Source organism: Thermodesulfobacteriota bacterium (assembly GCA_040755095.1).
GTDB lineage: Bacteria > Desulfobacterota > Desulfobulbia > Desulfobulbales > JBFMBH01 > JBFMBH01.
On sequence record JBFMBH010000075.1, the window covers coordinates 1 to 20,069 of the forward strand.

The 20,069-nt window shown below is 65.4% G+C and carries 19 protein-coding genes and 1 pseudogene; 1 reads left to right on the forward strand and 19 read right to left on the reverse strand.

Going from position 1 to position 20,069, the window contains the following annotated elements; genetic code table 11:
* Window positions 1-147 precede the first annotated feature (147 nt).
* The 19 genes and pseudogenes from AB1634_11870 to AB1634_11960 all read right to left on the reverse strand — a co-directional run bounded on the left by AB1634_11870 (window position 148) and on the right by AB1634_11960 (window position 19,534).
* Window positions 148-387, reverse strand: coding sequence for a hypothetical protein (locus AB1634_11870; GenBank protein ID MEW6220214.1), 240 nt, complete (start codon window positions 385-387; stop codon window positions 148-150).
* A gap of 15 nt (window positions 388-402) precedes the next feature.
* The gene (locus tag AB1634_11875) at window positions 403-963 is read right to left on the reverse strand and encodes a BREX protein BrxB domain-containing protein (GenBank protein ID MEW6220215.1); all 561 of its coding nucleotides are present in this window, start codon (window positions 961-963) and stop codon (window positions 403-405) included.
* Window positions 950-1,744, reverse strand: coding sequence for a hypothetical protein (locus AB1634_11880; protein MEW6220216.1), 795 nt, complete (start codon window positions 1,742-1,744; stop codon window positions 950-952). Before AB1634_11880 ends, AB1634_11875 begins: the two co-directional genes overlap by 14 nt.
* Window positions 1,737-1,931, reverse strand: a complete 195-nt coding sequence (locus AB1634_11885; GenBank protein MEW6220217.1) for a helix-turn-helix domain-containing protein — start codon at window positions 1,929-1,931, stop codon at window positions 1,737-1,739. The genes AB1634_11880 and AB1634_11885 overlap by 8 nt, the downstream gene beginning before the upstream one ends.
* Before the next feature lie 408 nt (window positions 1,932-2,339).
* Window positions 2,340-2,527: pseudogene (locus AB1634_11890) on the reverse strand (site-specific DNA-methyltransferase).
* Window positions 2,528-2,680: 153 nt separating this feature from the next.
* Window positions 2,681-3,088: a hypothetical protein gene (locus tag AB1634_11895; GenBank protein MEW6220218.1), complete on the reverse strand. Its 408-nt coding sequence runs from the start codon at window positions 3,086-3,088 to the stop codon at window positions 2,681-2,683.
* Between the two features lie 34 nt (window positions 3,089-3,122).
* The gene (locus AB1634_11900; protein MEW6220219.1) at window positions 3,123-3,827 is read right to left on the reverse strand and encodes a DUF3800 domain-containing protein; all 705 of its coding nucleotides are present in this window, start codon (window positions 3,825-3,827) and stop codon (window positions 3,123-3,125) included.
* 47 nt (window positions 3,828-3,874) lie between these two features.
* Window positions 3,875-4,036 (reverse strand): hypothetical protein, encoded by a 162-nt coding sequence (locus AB1634_11905; protein MEW6220220.1) that lies wholly within the window; start codon window positions 4,034-4,036, stop codon window positions 3,875-3,877.
* A 495-nt stretch (window positions 4,037-4,531) separates the two neighbouring features.
* Entirely contained in the window at window positions 4,532-5,227 is a 696-nt protein-coding gene (locus AB1634_11910) for a DUF4276 family protein (protein MEW6220221.1), read from the reverse strand.
* A gap of 4 nt (window positions 5,228-5,231) precedes the next feature.
* The gene (locus AB1634_11915) at window positions 5,232-6,518 is read right to left on the reverse strand and encodes an AAA family ATPase (GenBank protein MEW6220222.1); all 1,287 of its coding nucleotides are present in this window, start codon (window positions 6,516-6,518) and stop codon (window positions 5,232-5,234) included.
* A gap of 124 nt (window positions 6,519-6,642) precedes the next feature.
* On the reverse strand, window positions 6,643-7,962 hold the full coding sequence (locus tag AB1634_11920) for an AAA family ATPase (GenBank protein ID MEW6220223.1): 1,320 nt from the start codon (window positions 7,960-7,962) through the stop codon (window positions 6,643-6,645).
* 63 nt (window positions 7,963-8,025) lie between these two features.
* On the reverse strand, window positions 8,026-8,940 hold the full coding sequence (locus AB1634_11925) for a class I SAM-dependent methyltransferase (GenBank protein MEW6220224.1): 915 nt from the start codon (window positions 8,938-8,940) through the stop codon (window positions 8,026-8,028).
* A gap of 16 nt (window positions 8,941-8,956) precedes the next feature.
* Window positions 8,957-10,690 (reverse strand): alkaline phosphatase family protein, encoded by a 1,734-nt coding sequence (locus AB1634_11930; protein MEW6220225.1) that lies wholly within the window; start codon window positions 10,688-10,690, stop codon window positions 8,957-8,959.
* On the reverse strand, window positions 10,687-11,976 hold the full coding sequence (locus AB1634_11935) for an RNA-binding domain-containing protein (GenBank protein ID MEW6220226.1): 1,290 nt from the start codon (window positions 11,974-11,976) through the stop codon (window positions 10,687-10,689). The genes AB1634_11930 and AB1634_11935 overlap by 4 nt, the downstream gene beginning before the upstream one ends.
* A gap of 14 nt (window positions 11,977-11,990) precedes the next feature.
* On the reverse strand, window positions 11,991-14,834 hold the full coding sequence (locus tag AB1634_11940) for a TrlF family AAA-like ATPase (GenBank protein ID MEW6220227.1): 2,844 nt from the start codon (window positions 14,832-14,834) through the stop codon (window positions 11,991-11,993).
* 40 nt (window positions 14,835-14,874) lie between these two features.
* Complete coding sequence (locus AB1634_11945; protein ID MEW6220228.1) at window positions 14,875-15,606, reverse strand: SDR family oxidoreductase; 732 nt, start codon at window positions 15,604-15,606, stop codon at window positions 14,875-14,877.
* Between the two features lie 44 nt (window positions 15,607-15,650).
* Window positions 15,651-16,979 (reverse strand): FAD-binding oxidoreductase, encoded by a 1,329-nt coding sequence (locus tag AB1634_11950; protein ID MEW6220229.1) that lies wholly within the window; start codon window positions 16,977-16,979, stop codon window positions 15,651-15,653.
* A gap of 29 nt (window positions 16,980-17,008) precedes the next feature.
* Window positions 17,009-18,484 (reverse strand): sugar phosphate nucleotidyltransferase, encoded by a 1,476-nt coding sequence (locus tag AB1634_11955; GenBank protein ID MEW6220230.1) that lies wholly within the window; start codon window positions 18,482-18,484, stop codon window positions 17,009-17,011.
* Between the two features lie 105 nt (window positions 18,485-18,589).
* Window positions 18,590-19,534 (reverse strand): sulfotransferase, encoded by a 945-nt coding sequence (locus tag AB1634_11960; GenBank protein ID MEW6220231.1) that lies wholly within the window; start codon window positions 19,532-19,534, stop codon window positions 18,590-18,592.
* A gap of 253 nt (window positions 19,535-19,787) precedes the next feature.
* Between AB1634_11960 and AB1634_11965 the strand changes: the two genes are divergently transcribed.
* The coding region (locus tag AB1634_11965) for a hypothetical protein (protein MEW6220232.1) at window positions 19,788-20,069 on the forward strand (282 nt) is incomplete at its 3' end.

The window sequence follows — 20,069 nt, forward strand, 5'->3', positions numbered from 1 at the left end:
AGCAACCCCGGTTGAATGCATTACCTTATCGGGAAATCGGCCACCTGACAACCCCTTCGGCGGTGGCACAGGAACTACCCCCTCGGGGAAGATTTCCTTTGATTTTGGGATGTTATACCAAGAATGCATTGGGACGGAACCTGCCGTTCATGGAACGACCTGCAAGATTCTTGAGCAGGTATGGCACATGGCCGCACCGTAACCCCTTGATATTACAGAACCCAACTGACATTTGGATTCATAGCCCTTTTGATACTGACCGTCACAGACAAAGGTCTCCAGCTCGTAGCGCAGGACCTCTTCCTTCAGGTCATTGACACTGGCGACCCCTTCGTTGACCAGCCTGCGGGTTGCGGGATCCCGCTGGTAAATCTCCTGATTGAGCATCCTCCGCTCCCTTCCTCAGTGCTCAACGGACCTGTCGGCCGTTATCGGCACGGCGAGGTAGTTCCAGCCATCATAGCCATCCAGCAGACGATAGTTGTTGCTCTCGAAGCTCCCCGGGAAGAACACCACCAGCCGCCCCGCCACCCGAGGGGCGAGGCGGTCGATGCAGTCCTTGACCTTCACAAAGCCGAACAGGGAGCCGACCCCGGTCAGGGCGACCACCGTCTTTTCAGTCAACGGGACCTGCGTCGTCCAGAAATCAAAAATTCTTTCGATGAAGTCGAGCAGTTCGTCGGGGAGCAGGTCCCCAAGCAGCTCAGGCTCCTTGAAATAGGATTGGACGTACTCCTCGCCCTGCATCCAATCGGGAAACACGTTGGTCAGATCGAAACAGGCCCAGTCGTGCCCGGCCTGCCGGCTGGCGAGCTCGAACTCGTCAACCCGCGCGCGCAGGAGCAGCTCGTCCGTTTCGTCGTAAACACAGAACACCACCCGCTGTGCCGCGGCGGCATCAGCCCGCCAGGGGATGGCGATGTACTGGGAATAGGATCGCAGCAGGCGCTTAAGCTTGTTCACGCACCAACTCCTTCTCTTCCGCGCGCAAAAGCCTCGGGAACTGGACCTCGACGACGTCGCCGATGCTCTTGAACACCAGCCAGCCCCGCCTGGAGGCTTCCTCCGCCAGCTCGATGGCGCGCTGCCTGCCACAGTCCAGAAGCTTCACGTACTCGCTGGCAAAAAGATTCATCCCCCGGCCGCCGCGCAAATAGGCCAGAAGCAGGGCATAAGCCGCGGCGCCGGCAGTGACCTGGGGTCTGGCGCGGACCTTCTTGACCTTGCCCTTCAGGTGTCCGGAGCGGGTCCAGGTGCCGTTGATGTTCTGGGCCACCGACTTCAGGGTTGCCGGGCTGAAGCGCTCCGGAAAGGTCCTCTCGACGAAGACCTGCGTCTCTACTCGCGTGATAGTTTTCCCCAGAGGTATATCGAGAAGGAACGGGGCGCTTTCCCGCAGCACGGCATCCCGTGCGCACGCGCAGAGCAGGGCCAGAAGAGGCTGCCCCGTCTCGTCCCGTTGCCAGAAGAAGCGCAGTGCCCGGAAGAGAAGAACGTCTGGATCGAGCGCGTAGAGGGAAACGAGATGCCGTCTGGTCAGTTGTCTGGCCCTGCCGGACGGCTTGCCGAGGCAATTGTCCACTGCAATGGCCGAAGTGTAGGCGTCAGACGTCACGGTCTCCGGATTTCCATGGGCCAGCAAGGCGGCAAGCTCCTCAAGCATCATGGTCCTGGCAACGTGTGTCCCGCCCTTGCCGAAAGTGAACCCCAGGCGCACCAGGCCCTTTCTCTGCGATTCAGTCATGCTCTCCGCCGGCTTCGCTGGTGCCGCCCTGGCGGACCCAGTCGTCCACTTGGTCCCTCTTGAACTTCCACAGCCGGCCCACCTTGTGCGCCGGCAGCGCTTTTTCGCTGATCCACCGGTAGACCGTATCCCGCTTGACGCCGAGATAGGCCCCAATCTCGTCAACCGAGAGCCACCTGTCTTCCATCTCTTCCACTCCGGGTAGTTGCCGGCGACTCCAGCAGGGATAGAGCCGAACATTCACGGCCAGGATGGTCTTGAATCGTTTTCAACCGGATTGATCAGCCCAAAACGGTATTGACATACAATACGCGGGAGGGCAAGTCAAGGAAGGGCCGGTCCCAGCGGACATGCGATAAGCAGCGATGTTCGCGTTCCCGATCACCGCCACGGCGGCACAACGTCCGCCAGTGGATTCAGGCGAGCTGCCCCCTTCAGCGTGAGGGCACAGGCCCTGTATTTGGCCTGGTAGGGCGTGGACATCATCCCGTGCCGGCGTCCGGGCCGCCGATCGGCGCGCCTGACCCCGCCAGCTCCCGAAGCTTGGCCCGAAGGTGGCGGAAGCTGGGCGGATCCACGTAGATACACTTGACGCGGCGAGCTCCTGCTCCAGAGCCTTCAACGCCAACAGACTGTCCCCCTGGATCAGGATGTTGTCGAAGATGTCGTGGCCGGTCACCCGTTCGCGGGCATGATAGGAAAGCGCCGGATCCTCCAGGAGGATGCGCGGCTCCAGGCGGGGCCGGTTCCCTTGCCGGTCCAGGTGAGCTCGCTCGCCACCAATTCATCGGCCGCCGATCGTTTTCGTTGACAAGCCTGGCCATGCTTGAATATGTTTGAATCAGCGCTTCGGTGCTATTGTCCTTTGCTCCATGCAGGGGACCCGCAAAGGCCTCCGCCGCTGAGCCAGCCTGGCAAATCAGCGGCGATTTTCTTTTATCGCCTCCACTGCGGCATCGTCCGAATCCTGGCGATGCCACTCTCGTCGGCAGGATAGGCGGTAATGAATCGGCCTTCCATGTCCTGCGATCGCCAGAGGATCGCGACCACCACCACGTAACGGCCGAACACTACAGCAACTCGCCGGCTTCGAGCCGTCACCCGTCGCTTGTTGTCCCACCCGAAATAGAGCTCGGCATGGGCGTGCTCCAGCGTCGCCTTGATCCAGTCGATACGCTCCAACCTGTCCGTGGCCCAACCGATCTTTTCTCCGCTTCCACCCCGCGCTGTTTTCTGCATGCAGTGATCAAAGTCCGACTTCCGGAATCGCACCGGGATCCCATCGAAGGTCACGATCGGCGCTCGGCAGTAGACCCGCTCGAAGTGTGCCCGATACTCGTCCACGGACAGATGGCGCCGCAGGGGAGGGCGGGGCACGTCACCATCCCCCGTTGAGCCGGATCTGAAAGATATTGAACTTCCGCTCGTTCCTCGGTGTGTGGGCCAGGCGCATCCCCAGGGCCTTTTCGAGATGGCGGGCGACCTTGTCCTTGGCCCCGCCCGCCTGCACGGCGTCGTTCAGCCGCGCGGAGGCCATGCCGAGGAGGAAATCCACCATCTGCAGAAGGACGACATCGTGGGATGGCAACGCCTGCACGAATTCAACGTTGGACGAGAGATTGGCGCAGGCCAGGCAACGCCGAAGGGTCCGGAGCCGGCCACCTGCTCGGTTGGTCTTTTCGTCACAGAAGACCCGGTATTCGCTGAAATCCTCAATCCAGTTCTTCAACAGGTGGTAGTAGAACTTGTAGAAGCCCAGCTCCGCATCGCTCTCGTGGTATCGGGCCATATCGACCTTGTCCCCCTCCACGGCGATGCAACGAAATCGAAGGGAACTGTCGAATCGGAGAAAAAGATCGACCAAGCCCCTGTAAAACTCCTGGTGGCCGCTGCTGACGTGATGCCACTTGATCTCGCGGGCGAACCCATACTCCGTCTTCAAGGAGTTGATGGCATCCTTCACCTCGGCGCGCAAGTCGGCCGGAAGCCAGAGACTTCCGATCATCAGGAAGCGCGCCCGCTTCGGTGACCGTGACCAGAATACGTCGGGCTGGCTTTCGTCGCAGTAGATCTCAAAGCGCATTGCGATTCCCCTTCCCTGCCGCTAAACCACACCGGTCGCGGCAGCCATCATACCAATGTCCAACGGACCGAGAACAGGGATTCCATCGCTGGAGAGGCCCGGATCTGCCGCTCGATGCCGGCGATGAGCGCTGCCCGTTGGCCGTCGATGGCATCCTGGGCGCCGAAGATTTCCCGCCGCTTCCGGTTTTCGCTTCTGATTATCAGCATCCCCCTGACGATTATCCTCGCGGCATTGGGTTGCCAATCCCTAAATCAGCGGTCAGCGGCATTGTCGAGCCTGTATCCCGTCGAACACGCGTCGAGAATGCCCTAATCGCAGTGGCCAGCTGTCTTAGTCTGGACGTGTGCTCAAACCCGCAGCGGCATCTAGTAATACGCATCTCGGATATCACAGGATGATCACGCCCACAGTTGGGACAAGACCAGTTCATAGACGTGACGCCTCCAGCACTGCACCCAGTTCTTTCACGCGGGGATGGCTTAGCCACGCAATCCGGCTCTGCAGATCGATTTCAAATTGAGAACCTGCTTCGCTCTTGCACAACGTGGTCATGCGCTTCGGCCGCTATCGCCCTTTGCTCCATGCAGGGACCCGTGCGACCCGGGCATTGGCGATGGAGCGGGAAAGGGCGTCTATGCTCCCGGCATGGCCCTTGAGCTGGAGGGGGTAGGCCCAGTATTTGGCCTGGTAGGGCGTCGACATCATCCCGTGCCGGCGTCCGGACCACCGGCCGGAGGGCCTGGCATGCCGGCCAGCTCCCGGAGCTTGGCCCGAAAGTACCGAAAGCTGGGCGAGGCATTTGATTCCACATCCATCCGTGGGGCGATGGCTTCCGCCCAGCGCGACTTCTCGGCCCCCACCGTCTGCCAGCCCTGGGCGGCCAGCTGCCGCGCCCCGCCGGGAAAGACGGCATCCGCCAGTTTCTCCCAGGTGCCGCAGATGCTGTCAGGCTGGTATGTGTTGAGGACCGCGTCTTTGGCCCGGGGATAGGCGGCCTTGACGGCTGGCAGGTCCCCCAGGAGCCACGCCTCGCCCTCCTCAATGGCCACGCAGAACCGCGTGGTCGGCTGCGGGTAGCAGGTGCTCCGGATCCGCAGCAGCTCCTGGCGGAATGCTTTCAGGCACTTGTCGTCCAGGTCACAGACAACGATGACGGCAGCCGGACTGTTCCGATGGTAGCTGGCAAATGCTCTGCCATAGCCGGCGAGCAATTGGGGCAGGCGGGCCAGGAGGATACGACGACACGGGTCGGCCTCCCGACCCATGTCCGGAGGGATACGCCCAAGGCCTTTGTAAGAGATGACCCGGCAGGTGTGGGTGGGGCCGAGGATCCTGGGCACGACGGCCTCCAGCAGCTTCTTGCCAGACAGGTCCTCGACGAGAATCTCGAAGTGCACCGGGCTACCTCGCATCCAGATAGTCGCTGTACCAGAGGCTGCCCAGGGGCAGACCCTGGGCCACCATGCTCTTGATCACCGGATCGCCACTGGCACGCCGCGCTGTCGAGAAGCCGTCCGCCCCTTTTTCCAGCACCCAGACCTCCTCCGGCTCCAGGGCGTCGACAAAGTAGGGCTGGTGGGTGGTGACGAAGACCTGGGAACCGCCCTTGCGGCCGGTGGCATGCTGGCGGAACTCCCGGGCGAGGGTCTCCAGGAGCTTGTGATAGAGGCCGTTTTCCGGCTCCTCGATGCACAGGAGAGGTGGTGGGGCCGGGTCTTCCAGCATGAGCAGGTAGGCGAATACCTTCAAGGTGCCGTCCGACATCTGCTGCGCGAAGAACGGGTCCTTGAAGCCGCGATCGTTGAAGCACAGGAGCAGTCTGCCGTCCGGGGATTTCGCTGTATCGATCCGGCTGATGCCAGGGATCTTGGCGGCGATCCTGTCCAGGATGGCCTGGAACCTCTTGGGATGCTCCCGCTCCATGAACTGCACCACGTTGCCCAGGTTGTCGCCGTGGATGTTGAGGTGCCTTTGCGGCCCGGCCAGAGGCAGGCTGCGGGCAGCATCCGGGGTGAAGTAGCTCAGGTACCAGCCTTCCAGGAAGCGCCGGAAGGCGGCTATGCGCGGATGTTGCTTGAGCGAGCCCAGGGTGGCAATACCAAGCCGGCGTCGATCTTCCAGCTCGACGACCTCGGTTTCCCGGCTCTCCTCTTCATCCACACCCTCGCGCACGGTCTTCATCAGCCCTGGCAGGTCCAGGGCCGTGTCGTCAATCTGCCGTCCGCCTTGCTCCCCTTTCCAAGCGATGCCTTTGCCTTCATCGAGGATCAGGAAGGAGAAGGGCCGGCCATGCTTCTGTCCCCGGCGTCTTTGCCGGAGCCGTTCCTTCATGACATAGGGTCGCCCGGAGGCGTCCAGGCCGATGGCCAGCTCGTAGGTGATGGGCCGGGCGCCCCGCTCCTCTTTGTAATACACCTCGAAGGCAATCGGTCCGGTCTGCCCCTGGGAGCGGATCCGCTCGAAGCCCCCCCGGCCGCGGGCATCGCAGGCCTCCTCGACCCCGCTCTTCAGGCAATCCGACAAGAAGCCGAAGGCATCGAAAAGGGCGCTCTTGCCGACGCCGTTTTTGCCAATGACGGCCGTCATGGGCGTCAAGGGTGCCGTGCCCTGCAGGTCCCAGAGCTTGCCCAGGGACACCTGCCGCAAGGTCCGGAAGTTCGTGATCCTGAAGCCTTCGATGCTGGCCATGACACCCCTCCTGGGGACACGAGTACGGTGGCGGTATGGTCAGGCGGCCGGCCCCCGGCGGCGGGCGAGGGCGATGAGCTCGTACTCCATGCCCAGGAGCTGCTCCAGGCCGGAGAACGCCATGTCAGGCATGAGGGACACACAGGGTCGCATGGTCCTCGATACCTATCGCAAGCGTCTGATTCTGGTCTGGTACTCCTGGCAGGCCATCTGCAACGACGGTGGCGCATCTGCGGTCAGGCCGCCTGATTGGCATAGTCGCACCAGATGACTGACTGCCGGCTGACAGAGACGTTCTTTTCTGATCAGAAAGCTTGAGGCCGTCATCAATTCGCTGGGGGAGCTTCTTCACGCGTGTTGGCCCAAGCGGGTCCCGCTCGAGCCATTTGCCGCATTCCGGGCCGAGATAGTCGATCAGTTCGGGATGATGGCTGATGATCACGGCCTGAGGGAACCCTTCGCCACAGGCAGTATTCAGCTCCATGAGCCAAGGCTGGATTTCGGGCAAGGCAATGTAGTTTTCCGGCTCGTCGAGGAAGACGGTGTGTCCGAGGTCTTTCAAGCCGAGCAGCAGCGCATAGAGAACAACAAGGACCCGTTGCCCATCGGAAAGTTGCTCAAAATCGAAGAAGACCGGAGAGGCCTTCTGCTCTTCGCTGGCAAATCCGACCTTCAGGATTCGGTACTTCCCTGCCTGCTCCAGTTTGAAGACATGAAAACCGGGGATGGCCTCCCGCAGCTTTTCGGTCAATTGGAAGATCTTGTCCTGGTGCTCCTGGGAGATGCACCGGTACCAGGAAGCGAAGTTGGTGCCGTCCCGGTTGAGCCAGTCGGACTCCTCTTCAGCTTCGGAGGTCATGGCCTTCGGCTGGAGGCTGACGACAAACAGCATCTCGAGCCATTTTTTGAACCAGGTCAACTTCCTGTTGTCGGGCCGCGAAACAATCGTAGCCAACGCCGACACGGACCAATCAAAGGAATACTTTGGGCCGGGTTCGTGATCGTCGTGGTAAAGGCTTACCTCGCCATGCCTGAACTCAAACAGGGGCTTGCCTTCAAACAACAGCCGTTCGAGCTCGACCCGCTGTTTCTTGAGGTCGGGATTGTGGGAGATGACCAGCCTGTAGGAGAAAAGACCTTCCTCGCTCTCCACATCGACTTCGAAGGACTGTTCCGTCTGCTTGACCCAGGCGGCGAGATCCTCCGGCGGGAACACTTCGCTGATCTTGGCGTTGTCCACGATCAGATGGCGGATGTTGAAGAGCAGATCGAAAATGGTGGATTTCCCGCCTCCATTCGGCCCGAGCAGCAGGGTCAGCTCATCGAAATGCATTTCGAAATTGACCAGGCATCGATAGTTGTTCGCATAGAGCCTCTTCAGCATCATGGGCCTCCCTTTGCCTTTCTGGTCGCGATTTTTTTTCCAGCCGCCGGTGGTGACCATTGATCCGATCTCCCCCGAACACCTCAAGCCAGGGCGCGGATTCCACGTCCCTGCCACGGTCCATCAGGCGGCCGGCCCCCGGCGGCGGGCGAGGGCGATGAGCTCGTACTCCATGCCCAGGAGCTGCTCCAGGCCGGAGAGGAGGCGGACGATGAGCTTTTCCACCGGCTTACCCCGGGCCTTGACCACCGGGATCGGCTTTCTGTGCAAGGCAACCAGCTCGAGGCTGGCCCGTTCCAGGAGACCGGTCAGGGCCCGGGCGTCGAAGTAGTGGACATGGAAGCCGTGGTAGAGCTTCCGGACCGGGTAGGTGAAAAGGCCGCCGGAGGCGAGGTAGAAGCCCCGGGCCAGAATCCGGAGGAGGGAGGCCTCGTTGGGCACGTCCAGCATGAGGATGCCGCCCTCGGCCAGGAGATTGGCGGCTGCCCGCAGCTGGGTCAGGGGATCCAGGAAGTGCTCCAGGGCATCCCAGAGGGTGATGGCGGCAAAGCTGCCGGCCGGCAGGGCCACCGTGGTGAGATCCGCGCCCACCCTGACCGGAATGCCAAACCGCTCCCGGGCGTAGCGGGCGGCAAAGGCGGAGACATCCACCCCCTGCACCTGCCAGCCCGCCTCCCGGGCCATGGCCAGAAAGATGCCCGGGCCGCAGCCGATATCGAGCAGCCGGCCCCGCCGGGGCTGGTGCCCGGCGAGCCGGGCCAGGCCCTGGCGGAAGGCCTGGATGTTGGCGTCCTCCTTGCCGTGATCCTGGTCGGCGACGATGTTGCCGAAGAAGTACTCCTGCCGTTCCTGGTAGTAGTCGGCGGCATAGAGGCCGGCCAGGGTTTCCGGCGTCGGCATCGGTGACAGGAAGACCACGCCGCAGTCCCGGCAGTGCCGGACCGTGAAGGCCGGCAGCCGGAAGCGGTTGCCGACCCGCCTGGAGCGGCAGATGCGGCAGGCATTGATCGCCTGGTAGCCAGGCTTCTCGTCAGGCATATCCCTCCTCGTCCTCCTATTCCAGATAGCCCAGGTCCCGCATCCGCTGGGCGATGGCCTCCCGTTCCGCCCCGGTGTATGTCCGGGCCGGTTGGCCGGCGGCCGGGGCTGGCGGTGCCGGTGGTTTTCCCCCCCCCGCCGCCCCGGAGGCCACCGGCTCGGCCAGCAGCTCGGCGAGCACTCGGCCGTCCATGTGGTCAGGAATGGGCAGCCCGAGGAGGGCCAGGATGGTGGGCGCCACATCGATGATCCGGGCATCCGCCAGGCGGAAGTCCGGCCGGATGCCGTGGCCGGCGGCGAAGAAGACCCCGAAGCGGCGGTGGTCACCGGAGATGACCCGGGCGTCCTCCGCCGGGATCAGGGGGTAGGCGGCGGGATCCTGGTCTGCCGGGCCGCCGGGAAGGGCCAGGCCGCTGATCCGCCCATCCTCCCGCCAGCGGATGGTGAGGTCCGGGGCCCGGCCGGCATGGGCGCCGTGGTAGATCTCGTCCCGGAGCAGCACCGCCTCGACGATCCGCTCGCCGCTGGCCGCATCCCGGCAGTCCAGGAGGGCGGCCTTGAGCTCGGCCAGGAGGGCGGCCGCCTCGGCGCCGGGGGAGACGATGCCCTGGCCTTCCCGGCCGGCCAGGTTCAGGCGGATGTTGGCGAACAGGGTATCCGAATAGGCCCGGGTGCGGGACCAGTCGATGCCGGTGAAGCAGAGCCGGCTTTGCACCCGGTTGCGCAGGCCCGGCAGGAGGCGGGCGATGGCCTCCTTGCCCCGGCGGGGCAGCTTGGCGGCCACCAGCCGGTAGGCCGCCTGGAGGGCGGTGGTGACCGCGGGCCCCAGGCCGGGCCGGCGCTCCTGGTAGGCGAGGTAGCCGTGGGCTGCCAGCCAGGCGTTGAGCTGGTTGGCAGCCGGGTGCTTGGGGCCGGCGCCGTGGTCGGAGAGGATGACAAAGACGTCTTCCGGTCCCAGGAGGCCGCAAAGCTCGCCGGCGATGGCATCCAGGGTCTGGTAGACCCGGGGGATCACCGACCCGTAGCGGGCCGCCAGGCCTGGATCGTGGGCCGGGTGCCCGGGATCCAGGTGCTTCCAGAAGCAGTGCTGGGCCGCATCCAGGCTGCGGAAGACAATGATGCCCAGATCCCAGGGCTTCTCCTGCAACAGGGCCAGGGCCACCTGCCGCTTCTGCTCGATCTCGGCAAAGAGCAGGGCGACCGCCTCGTCCAGGCGGCCATCGACGATGCAGCCGGTAAGCCCCGGCTCGATGATGTAGCGGCCGAAGCGGTCTTCCAGCTCGGCCAGGATGCCGGCCGGATGGCAGAAGCCCGGGCTGGCGGTGCCCGGGGCGTCGAGGCCGGCCAGGAGGATGCCATGGGCCAGGGCCTCGGCCGGGTAGCTCATGGGCACGTTGACGCTCACCGTGGCCAGGCCGGCGGCGTCCGCCAGCTGCCACAGGGCCGGCACCGCCCGCTCGCCGCCGTTCACGAAGCGGATGCCGTAGCTTTGCGGCTCGAAGTCATAGAACTCGTAGATGCCGTGCCGGCCCGGGTTGGCACCGGTGGCAAAGGAGGTCCAGGAGGCGGCGGAGCGCAGGTTGGGGGCCGGATCCAGGGGGCCGTGGGCGCCATAGGCCGCCAGCCGGGCCAGGTTGGGCAGCCTCCCTTCGGCCATCCACGGGCCCATGAGATCGAAGGTGGCGCCATCCAGGCCCATGACCAGGACCCGGCGCCGAGCGGGGGGGGAGGTCTGCTCCTGTCGACTCATCGGCCGCTCTGGGAGGCAGTGGCGTGTGAGGCCGCGAAGATGGTCAGGCGAACAGCCACGGACCCGAGCCGCTCGATCAAGGGCCGGCGGGCGGACAGCTCCTCGCTGGCCCGGACCAGATTGAGAAAGCCTTCCCCCCGGGCCTCCATGAAGCTGGTGCCGGTAAGCGGGCTGGGGAAATCCCTCATAAAGCCGGCCAGGAACTGGTTGCGCCGAATCGGCTGGCAGCCGGCGTACAGGGCTTCTTCGGTCAGGGTGTTGTGAAGACCACCCGGATTCTGGATCTCGATGCGACCGGGGAAGATGCGGATGATGATTTGCGACCCGGAAAGCTCATAGTCCCGGTGGACCACGGCGTTGACCACCGCCTCTTGGAGGGCGGTGTCCACGTAGGCTGGCCGATCGCGACGGCCCATGGCCTCTTTCCGCGCCACCGTGGCCAGTAAGGGCGAGGTCTGGAAGTAGCGGAGCACCTGTACGATCTGCTCGGGCACTGGACCGGTGATCCGCCTGGTGTCCACGGTTTGGCCGTCCGCCGGTTCGTGATCGTAGGCCGCAATGTCGATCACGGCCCCGTCCACGGCGTGCTCCGGTCGCTCCGCGAAGAGGATGACGCCGAGAATGGTGGGCACCACCTTGTCATCCAGGGCCACGGCCAGCTTGAGGTTAAGGAGAAAGCGCTCCAGGGTGCCGCCGTCGGCGGCCAGGCTTCGGCGGAAGCGGCGCTGGTAATAGGCCTCGATTCGGGCCCGATCCAAGAGCGCCAGATCGGTGCCCAGGGCCGGTCGCTCCTCGAAGGGGATGAGGAGGCTTCGGGTCGCCAGCAGTCGCCCCAGTTGCTCCGCCGGAATGGGATGGCGGTGGCTGCCGACCCGTTTCAGGAAGCGGCCGTCGGTGGTCTGGTGCACGTAGTACCGCGATTTGTGGATCGTCACCTTGAGGCAGAGCCTGGGGGCTTCCTGGGCATCAGGCAGGTGCAGCCAGTCGAGGGCCGGCTCGATCATGGGACGGCAGTTGTTCAGCCCGACATTGACCACCAACTGCTCCAGGAGATCCCGCTTCTCCGGAGGGATACCGACGACCATGCCGTCCTTGCGCACCCCGAAAAGGATCGTCCCCCCTTCGGTATTGGCCATGGAGCACAACACCTCGGCGATTTCCGCCGGAGCCCGCCCCGTCTCACCCAGCAAGAGCTGATTCCCCCGGAACACCACTTCCTTGAGCTCCAGGAAGGTATCTTCGCCGGCCTGAATTTCCCGTAGCAGGGTCGTCACATCAGATTCCATGGGTCGCTCGCATCTCAGAAATGATACTTGTCCTTGCGTCGCTGGAAGGCTTCCCGGGATCCCTCCATGATCTCAAGAACCACTTGCGCGACCTCGGGCCGATCCAGCCCCCCCTGGGTCAGACAGGTGCCCCGGCCTTCGATTGCGGCCAGGGCATACACAAGCTCGGCGTCGGCATTGACCGGGATGTTGGCGTTGTGGGTGACCACGATGAGCTGTCGGCTGCGCTTGGCCTTCCGCAGCATGGGCACCAGTTCGTGGAAGAGAAAGGCACTGTCCAACTCGTCCTCCGGCTGGTCGAGGAGTACCGGGCCCTGGCCGCAGGCCAGCAGCAGGGCAAGGATGGCAGTGTTCTTCTGGCCGTCGGAAAGATCCCCGTTGCCGAATGACCCGGCCACGGTGCCATCATGGCGGAGAAGCTCAAGATCTGCAGCATCCGGCACCCGAGTCACGAGCTGGTCCAGCCATCGCTCCGGCTGTTCATCACGGATCCGGGCGATTTCCTTCCGGTACTCTCTGGCCAGGTCCGGCCAAGCTGCCTCGTTGTCCCAGTTCGCTTCCAGCCATTGGACAGGATTGCCCGCCTGGACACCGTTGCCCCCATCGGGGAGCGATTGTTGCAAGACGTCAAACAACTGATCACCGAGGTTCCCCCCCCTACTGTCCCGGACGTAGCGGTCCCACGAACGGCCGGCAGCGGTGCGACGGTCCGGAGCCAAGCCCCCCCAGGCCTTCAGAAAGCCCTCCCGGTCGCCGGCAAACACGAGACGGGTCTTGACCGTCGCCGCACCATCCCTGGTCCTGGGCATGGCCTCGCTGCGTGTGATGTCGTCAAGGAGCTGCTGGCGTATCCGGGTCTCGTGCCGCCAACAGGCGGCAAGCTCCCTGAGAAGCTGGCGGCTGTCCGGCTGCGACCGCAAGGCTTGATCTCGCTCGCTCTGTTTGGCCTCGCGGGCGGCCTGTTTCTGCCGGTAGGACTGCTCGGTCTCCCGCAGTCGCTCTGCCTCCTCCGGCGACAGTCCTTTGGCACCACAGGCAGCATGAAATGCCGCTGCCGCCTGGTCAATGGCCTGCTGCACCGCGCCCATCCGGGAGTGGGCCGAAGTGGCCGCCTCGATCCTGGTGGCAAAGGCCGTGGTGGCGGTGGTCAGGGCGGCCGCCAGCCCCTGGTACGCTGCGGCGATGGTCCCTTCGGCCTGCCGGAAATAGTCCGGTATCGGGAACTGTGCCACTCGGCTGCCCAGAGGCGGTGGCTCACCCTCCAGCTCTGCGGCCAGGGTGGTCAGGCGCTCCCTGGTCTCGCCGGCTTTGGCCTGGACCCCGGTCAGATAGCGACGGGCGTCCTGGGCCGCACGATGAGCCCGCAGATCATCCTGCACATGGGCCTTGGCAGCCAGCTGCCGGCTCAGCTCTTCGGCTTCCTGGGCAAGGACCAAGAGCTCTCCTTCCAGACGCCGGATGGTGGCCTGGCCGAGCTGGGAGGCGCGCAGGCGGTCGACAAGTTGCCGGGCCTTCGCACGGACTGGCTCCAAAGTCTCCCCGGCCAGGCCATCGACGAAATCGAGGAGTGAGCGTTGCCGGTCGGCGAGCTGGGAAATCTCCTCCTGGCTGAACACCAGTGCCCCCAGCCGGCGGAAGACGGTGGGCGGGTCTGCCAGGTCGCGACCTTCGATCCGAGCAGGCTGCCCGGATCCGTCCACCAGGAAGATGTCCTCCAGGTCATCGTGAACGACCCGAAGGGCTACCCGGGTGCCGGCGCCGAAGGTGCCCCGCAATCTTCGGATCTGCTTGGCCGCCACGTGCTCCGTGTCCGAAAGATTCCGCACCGCCATATCCGCCCGCAGGCCGAGGCGCATGCTTTCCAGGAGCATGGACTTGCCGCTGCCGCGGCCACCGATCAGGCAGTTGAGATGGGGCGAGAGTGCCAGCTCCTGGTCCTTGAGAAATGCCGTGCCCTGGACCTGGATGCTCGCCAGGTGGGTGTGGGTCACTCGCGGTGGCTCCGGCTCCAGACAGATCCGGGATTCCGGGTCCAGAAAGGCCTGGCGCAGGGCCTCCAGGGAGGGGGCGGACATGCGGATCCAACAGGATCGCCGGCCGATGAAGTTGACTGGATCCTCGTCTGCGGTCAGGGCCTTGGCATCCGAGGACATCACCGCTGCCATGGGCCGCCGGCGTTGCCATTCCGGCTGACAGCCGTCGCCATTGCCGAACAGGCGCTGCCAGCCTTGGCTCAGCTGGCCGAGGGGCTTGGGCACCTCGATCGCCAGGAGGTCGGGGTGCTTCCATTCTTCCTGTTGCAGCCACTCCGAGATTCGTTCGTTGTCGAAGATGCCGGTCTCGTGGGGATGGGGGCAGATGACCACCCCTTCGAGCCTACCTTGCGCATCCTTCGTTTGGACGGTCTTGATGATGTGGGCAAGGCCTTCGGTGGATGGCTCATGACTGCCGTCACCCTTGCTCCGGGGCATGGGCACCCCGCAGAGGGTGAGGGTGTGGTCGATCTTCTCGAGATCGGTACCAGGTTCGAAGAGGGCCAGCACGTGCATGCCCTTGCCGACATTGGCCGTGATCTCGAAGCCCGGGAACAGGGTGATCCTGCGGTCATCATATTGTGGCGCCAGGGATTCGGCGGCCCTCTGGAGGTGGGGCAGAAAGGCCTTGGCGGCAAAGTTGTGGTCGGTGATGGCAATCACCTCCAGCCGGGCTTCGTAGCACTGCCGGATGTAGGCCTCCGCTGTTTCGGCCAGGTTCGTGCCCAGGGGCTGGCCACGCCAATGCTTCCTGTCCGCTGGGGTGTGCAGATGGAGATCGCACTTGTGCCAGCGCATGCCCTGGAATCCGTGCCCGCGATTCATGGGCTCACCCTCCGGCAACGCCGCGTGGCTATGGCAGCCATCAGATATCGAGCTTCTTGAAGATGCATTCCGGGATCAATCGGATCCCCAGCATGATGTACCGCCAGAACCAGCGGGTGTAGACCTCGGACTTGCCCTCCTTGAAGGCATGGAAGATGTCGGCGGCCGCCTGCTCGGGGGTCGCCACCAGGGCCTCTGGCAGCGCCAGGCCCGCGGTCATCTTCGTACGCACGTAGCCGGGCTTGACCGTGATCACCAGCACCCCGACCCGGGAGAGCCGGGCCCGGAGGCCGGAAAGATAGGTGGCAAAGCCGGCCTTGGCGGCGCCGTAGAGATAGTTGCTGCGGCGTCCCCGGTCGCCAGCCACCGAGCCGAGACCGATGACAAAGCCGCGGCCCTGGGCCTCCAGGTGGTCGGCGGCGAGGTTCAAAATCGACACCAGGCCGGTGAGGTTGGTGTCCAGGAGGGAGCGGCAGAGCGCCCAGTCGTGCTCCGCCTCCTCTTGGGGGGCGTGAAGGCCCACCGCCGAGACCACCCCATAGGGCTTCGGCTCCAGATCCTGCCAGAAGGCCGGGTGGCTGTCCATGGCCAGGGCGTCGAAGGCCTTGGCCTGGGCGTCGATGCCGTACCGGAGGCGCAGGTCCTGGGCGTCCTTTTCCAGCTCCGCCGGGTTGCGGCCGGCCAGGTAGAGATGATAGCCCACGGCCGCCAGGCGGGCGGCCAGGGCGCGGGCGATGTCGGATCCGGCGCCGAGGATGAGAACATGAGCCATGCGATTTCTCCTTTCGTTGGGCAGTTGCGGCGCGGGCTGGCCGGTCAGGCAATGGCCAGACGCTGGGACTGGAGGCTTCGGAAGCGGTTGTCGGGGTCGAAGCGACGCTTGGCCGCGATGAAGGCCTCTGCCCCCGGGTAGCTGGCCCGGAAGAAGGCCGCGGACATGCGGGCGTCCTTGGTGAGATAGAGCCGGCCGCCGTGCTCCAGCACGATGCGGTCCAGGTCCTCGAGAAAGGCCAGGAGGCCTGGGCTCATGGGGAAGTCCAGGGCCAGGGTATACCCCTCCCTGGGGAAGGACAAGGGCAGGCCGTTGGCCGGGCCGAAGAGCTTCAAGACGGCCAGAAACGAGCCCCGCCCCTGCCGGTTGACCGCAGCCAGCACGGCCTTCAGCCCCTGGGCACCGGCTTCCTTGGGCAGGACCAACTGGTACTGGCAGAAGCCTCGCCGGCCGTAGATGCGGTTCCAGTGGCCTACCGCGTCCAGGGGGTAGAAGAAGGTCATGAGGTCCACCAGCTGCTGGCTTGCGCCGGCGGGCTGCCGGCGGTAGTAGACCTCGTTGAAGGCCCGGACGGTGAGCCGGTTCAAAAGACCGGCCGGCAGATGGCAGGGCACGGTGAGCAGGCGCTTGGCTGGCGGCCGAAGGGGGTGGGGCCAGCCCAGCCGGGCGGCCTCGCCGGCCGCGGCGTGCTCGCCCAAAAAAAGGACGCTGCGGCCGAGACGACTCCCCTGGGCCAGGCAATCGATCCAGGCCACGGAATAGGTGGCGGCAGCGGTTTCCTCGAAGCAGGCCATGGTCTCGGCCAGATCCTTCGCCCGCACCGTGGTCTGGCGGATGGCGGCCGACTCGATGGGCACGAGGCGCAAGGTGGCGGTCAGGATGAGGCCGCAAAGCCCCATGCCGCCGCAGCAGGCGGCAAAGAGGTCCGGGCTGGCGCTGCGCGAGGTCCGGACCACCCGGCCGTCGGCCAGCAGCACCGTAAGCTCGGTGACGTGCTGGCTGAAGGTGCCGGCCCGGTGGTGGTTCTTGCCGTGGACGTCCGAGGCGATGGCGCCGCCCACGGTCACGAAGCGGGTGCCCGGGGTCACCGGCAAAAACCAGCCCCGGGGCACGAAGGCGGTCAGGATCTCGGCAAGGCTGACCCCGGCCTCGCAGGTCAGAAGCCCGGTGGCCGGGTCGAAGGCGGAAAGGCGCCGGAACCGGCTGACATCGACGATTACCGGTGCCAGGGAGGAGTCGCCGTACGAGCGGCCCAGGCCCCGGGGAATGGCCGGCGGCATGGTGGCCAAGAGGCGCTGGGCGTCCGCCTGGGCGGTAAAGGACCGGACCGTGGCGTCCACGACGGGGTAAAGGCCCCAATTGGCGATCCGCACCTTTCTCCCTCCTCCTCGAACAAGGGTGGTCAGTCCCGGGCGGGCGGGGGGCCGAAGCGGTGGCGCAGGGTGGTGCGCAGCATGCGCAGGGCGGTCTTGGCCTTGGCCCAATGGCTCACCGAGTGCTTGGAGCTGCCGCCGGCCCGGGGAAAATAGGACACCGGGATCTCGATGATCCGCTTCCGGTAGAGGAGCATGGCGATCATCATCTCGGTGGCGAATTCGGGGCCCGGCGCGGTGAGAAAATCCCGGATGTCCAGGAAGCTGTCGCGCCAGATCGCCCGGAAGGTGCAGCCCACATCGGTGAAGCGGGGTTCCTGGCCCCACCACAGCACCTCGATGAGCTTGCCGAAAAAGACGTTGGCCCAGCGGGTGACGCCGTCCATGTTGGCACCCTGCTCGATGAGCTGGCGGGTGGTGCGGGTGCCGATGGCCATGTCGCAATCCTTGGCGTACTCCAGAAGCTTGCTCAAATCCCGGGCCCGGAAGGAGCCGTCCGCCTCGGTGAGGATGAAAAGATCCCCGCTCGCCTCCAGCATGCCCCGCTTGAGGGCGCAACCGTACCCCTGGCCGGGCTCGCGCACCACCCGGGCGCCGGCCGCCGCCGCCAGGGCCGCGGTGTCGTCCCGGGAGTTGTTGTCCACCACCAGCACCTCGTCCACCTCCGGATGGGCCAGGAATTCCTGGACCACCTGGCCGACGGTGGCGGCCTCGTTGTAGGCCGGCACCACGACACTGATCCGGTAGGAGGCGAACTGCTGGTCGCGGATGGCGTAGTTGGCGGAGTTGACGTCCTCCATGGTGGTGACGTTCAGATAGTCGCCATCAAGGATGCAGGCCAGCACCTTCTCCCGGGCCGCCATGGCCGACAGGGCGTCCGTGATCTCCACCTCCCCCCTGAGGCTGGACGGCTGGGCGCTCTTGAGATAGGGGAAGACCCGTTCGGTGAGAAGATAGGTGCCCACGCCCATGAGCTCGGTTTCCGGCTGCCGGGGCTTCTCCTCCAGGGCCAGCACCCGGTCGCCATCCAGACGGGCCACGAAGTTGCGGGCCACCCGCCGCAAGTCCGGCTCCCGCCGGAAGAAGAGGACTCCGGCACAGTCGTTGGCCAGGAGCTGCCGCAGCTTGCCGTGGTTGGAGCCCAGATACAGCTCGTCCCCCAGCATGACCACGAAGGGCCGGCTGCCGATCATGCCTTCCACCTGCAACAGGGCGTGGGCGATGCCCCGCTGCTCCCGCTGCACCACGAAGGTGATCCGGACCCCGGGGTCCCGCTTCTTGAAATAGTCGATGATCTGCTCGCCCAGGTAGCCGATGACGATGATGATCTCCCGGATCCCCAGCTGGTCCCGGAGGATGGCGAGATTGCGCTCGATGAGGGGCTGGCCGGCGATCCGCAGCAGGACCTTGGGCATGTAGCGGGTGGAAGGGTAGGCCCGCACCCCGCGGCCGGCCGCGAGGATGATTCCCAGAAGCGGCGGCGTCGGGTCGGCGGCGGCAGTCATGGAGACAAAGGCCTCGGAAGGGGGGAGAGAAGAAGCGCCAGAAACGGCCAAGTATACCCCAGCGGGACTGGGGATTTCACCACAAGAAAGGTCTGGGGCGGCGGACTATCCCTGGCGACCGCCCAGATAGCCGAAGCGAAACAGATACGGCCAGGTAAGGAGCAGGACCAGGAGGCGGTGCCGGGGGGCAAGCCCGGTGCGCCAATCCTCGTCCGGCCGGATGACCACCTCGCCTTGCTGGAAGCGGGCCGGATTGCCGGACACGGTATGATCGACCCCGAAGCGGCAGCGGTCCGGCCCGGTGAAGACCACCGGCTCCGGGATGGAGAGGGCCTGGGCCAGGCCGGCCACGGTGGCCTGGGGCCGGGCCGCCAGATCCTCGTAGCGCACCAGGTGCCGGCTGGCCATCCGGGGGCCCAGGCGGAGGAAGATGGCGTTGACGTAGAGCCACTGGAGGCTGGACTTCAGGGGCCCCCACACCGGCATGAAGCTCTTCTCCCAGTGGATCTCCGGCCGCAGCCGCCGGCGCTGCCAGGAATAGGCCACCGCCCGGCTGTCCCGGACCAGGTGGACGAGGTGCACCGGCAGGGCTGGCACCTGGCGCAGGGTCACCGCCTGGATCGGGTTCTTGGAGGAGTCCACCACCACCGGCCGGCCGGCCTGGCGGACAATCGCTGCCAGCAGCCGATCGAGGATCTCCAGGTAGGACGCCAGGGTTCGGGCAAAGGGCTTCGGCCGCAGGGCCGGGGCGAGCAGGGGCCCCAGGTGCACCTGCCGGTTCACCGCCCGCTGCCAGGCCAGCACCTCCTGGAAGGCGGCCCGCCGATCCCCGGGAAACAGCTCCGTCACCACGGACGACCAGAAGGGGCAGGCGGAAAAAGGGGCGCCGCAGCCGCACAGCTGGTCCTGCAGGCCGGCCCGGCCCCAGAGGTGACACAGCTCGCCCACAGAGACGGCGGCCGGGCTGCCGCCGAGGAGGCGGTCCAGAAGGGTGCTGCCGCTGCGGCCGTAGCTGGCGATGAAGATGAGACGGCGGTCGGCTTTCGGCATGATGCTCTGGCTCAAGGTTGCCGTAACAGGGCGCTGGCAAGGGGATCACTGGGGGATGATCCTGCCACGTTCTTGGAGAAGGATCAACTGGTTGCTGCGCAAGGTCAGGTTGACACCCCTTGTGGGGTCGGATAGGATTTTTTTCTCGCTACGAGAATGGCACGCCCCTGTCATCCCTGGGCCGGCAGCGCGCTCCCGACGCCCCCGCCTTCTTCCTTGGCCCCGTACCCTCTTCCAGGATTCCATCGCCACCATGCGCCCTTTTGAGCTTGTCGCTATCACGCCGCCTTTCACCGCTGAGCCCGGGGTGGCCCTGGCCGCCAGTCGCGCCGGCGGTCTGGGTCTTCTCGATCTGGAGCACGTCCATGACCCGGAGCTGGCGCGCCGGGCGGTGACCCGTCTGGCGGCCGGCCGGCCGGCCCGGACTGGTCTGAAGCTGGCAGCCCGGGATGCCGAGCTGGTGGCCGAGCTTTGTCGAGGCCTGCCGGCCGGCTGCCGGACGGTGGTCCTGACCGGCCTGGCCACCGGCGCCGCC

What these genes read in the sequence shown, in the direction of transcription:
- AB1634_11945 (MEW6220228.1), bottom strand. Translation starts at nt 15,606, where the DNA reads ATGGCTCATGTTCTCATCCTCGGCGCCGGATCCGACATCGCCCGCGCC.
- AB1634_11940 (MEW6220227.1), bottom strand. Translation starts at nt 14,834, where the DNA reads ATGAATCGCGGGCACGGATTCCAGGGCATGCGCTGGCACAAGTGCGAT.
- AB1634_11925 (MEW6220224.1), bottom strand. Translation starts at nt 8,940, where the DNA reads ATGCCTGACGAGAAGCCTGGCTACCAGGCGATCAATGCCTGCCGCATC.
- AB1634_11920 (MEW6220223.1), bottom strand. Translation starts at nt 7,962, where the DNA reads ATGGTCACCACCGGCGGCTGGAAAAAAAATCGCGACCAGAAAGGCAAA.
- AB1634_11915 (MEW6220222.1), bottom strand. Translation starts at nt 6,518, where the DNA reads ATGGCCAGCATCGAAGGCTTCAGGATCACGAACTTCCGGACCTTGCGG.
- AB1634_11955 (MEW6220230.1), bottom strand. Translation starts at nt 18,484, where the DNA reads ATGACTGCCGCCGCCGACCCGACGCCGCCGCTTCTGGGAATCATCCTC.
- AB1634_11960 (MEW6220231.1), bottom strand. Translation starts at nt 19,534, where the DNA reads ATGCCGAAAGCCGACCGCCGTCTCATCTTCATCGCCAGCTACGGCCGC.
- AB1634_11935 (MEW6220226.1), bottom strand. Translation starts at nt 11,976, where the DNA reads ATGGAATCTGATGTGACGACCCTGCTACGGGAAATTCAGGCCGGCGAA.
- AB1634_11905 (MEW6220220.1), bottom strand. Translation starts at nt 4,036, where the DNA reads ATGCTGATAATCAGAAGCGAAAACCGGAAGCGGCGGGAAATCTTCGGC.
- AB1634_11930 (MEW6220225.1), bottom strand. Translation starts at nt 10,690, where the DNA reads ATGAGTCGACAGGAGCAGACCTCCCCCCCCGCTCGGCGCCGGGTCCTG.
- AB1634_11885 (MEW6220217.1), bottom strand. Translation starts at nt 1,931, where the DNA reads ATGGAAGACAGGTGGCTCTCGGTTGACGAGATTGGGGCCTATCTCGGC.
- AB1634_11870 (MEW6220214.1), bottom strand. Translation starts at nt 387, where the DNA reads ATGCTCAATCAGGAGATTTACCAGCGGGATCCCGCAACCCGCAGGCTG.
- AB1634_11900 (MEW6220219.1), bottom strand. Translation starts at nt 3,827, where the DNA reads ATGCGCTTTGAGATCTACTGCGACGAAAGCCAGCCCGACGTATTCTGG.
- AB1634_11880 (MEW6220216.1), bottom strand. Translation starts at nt 1,744, where the DNA reads ATGACTGAATCGCAGAGAAAGGGCCTGGTGCGCCTGGGGTTCACTTTC.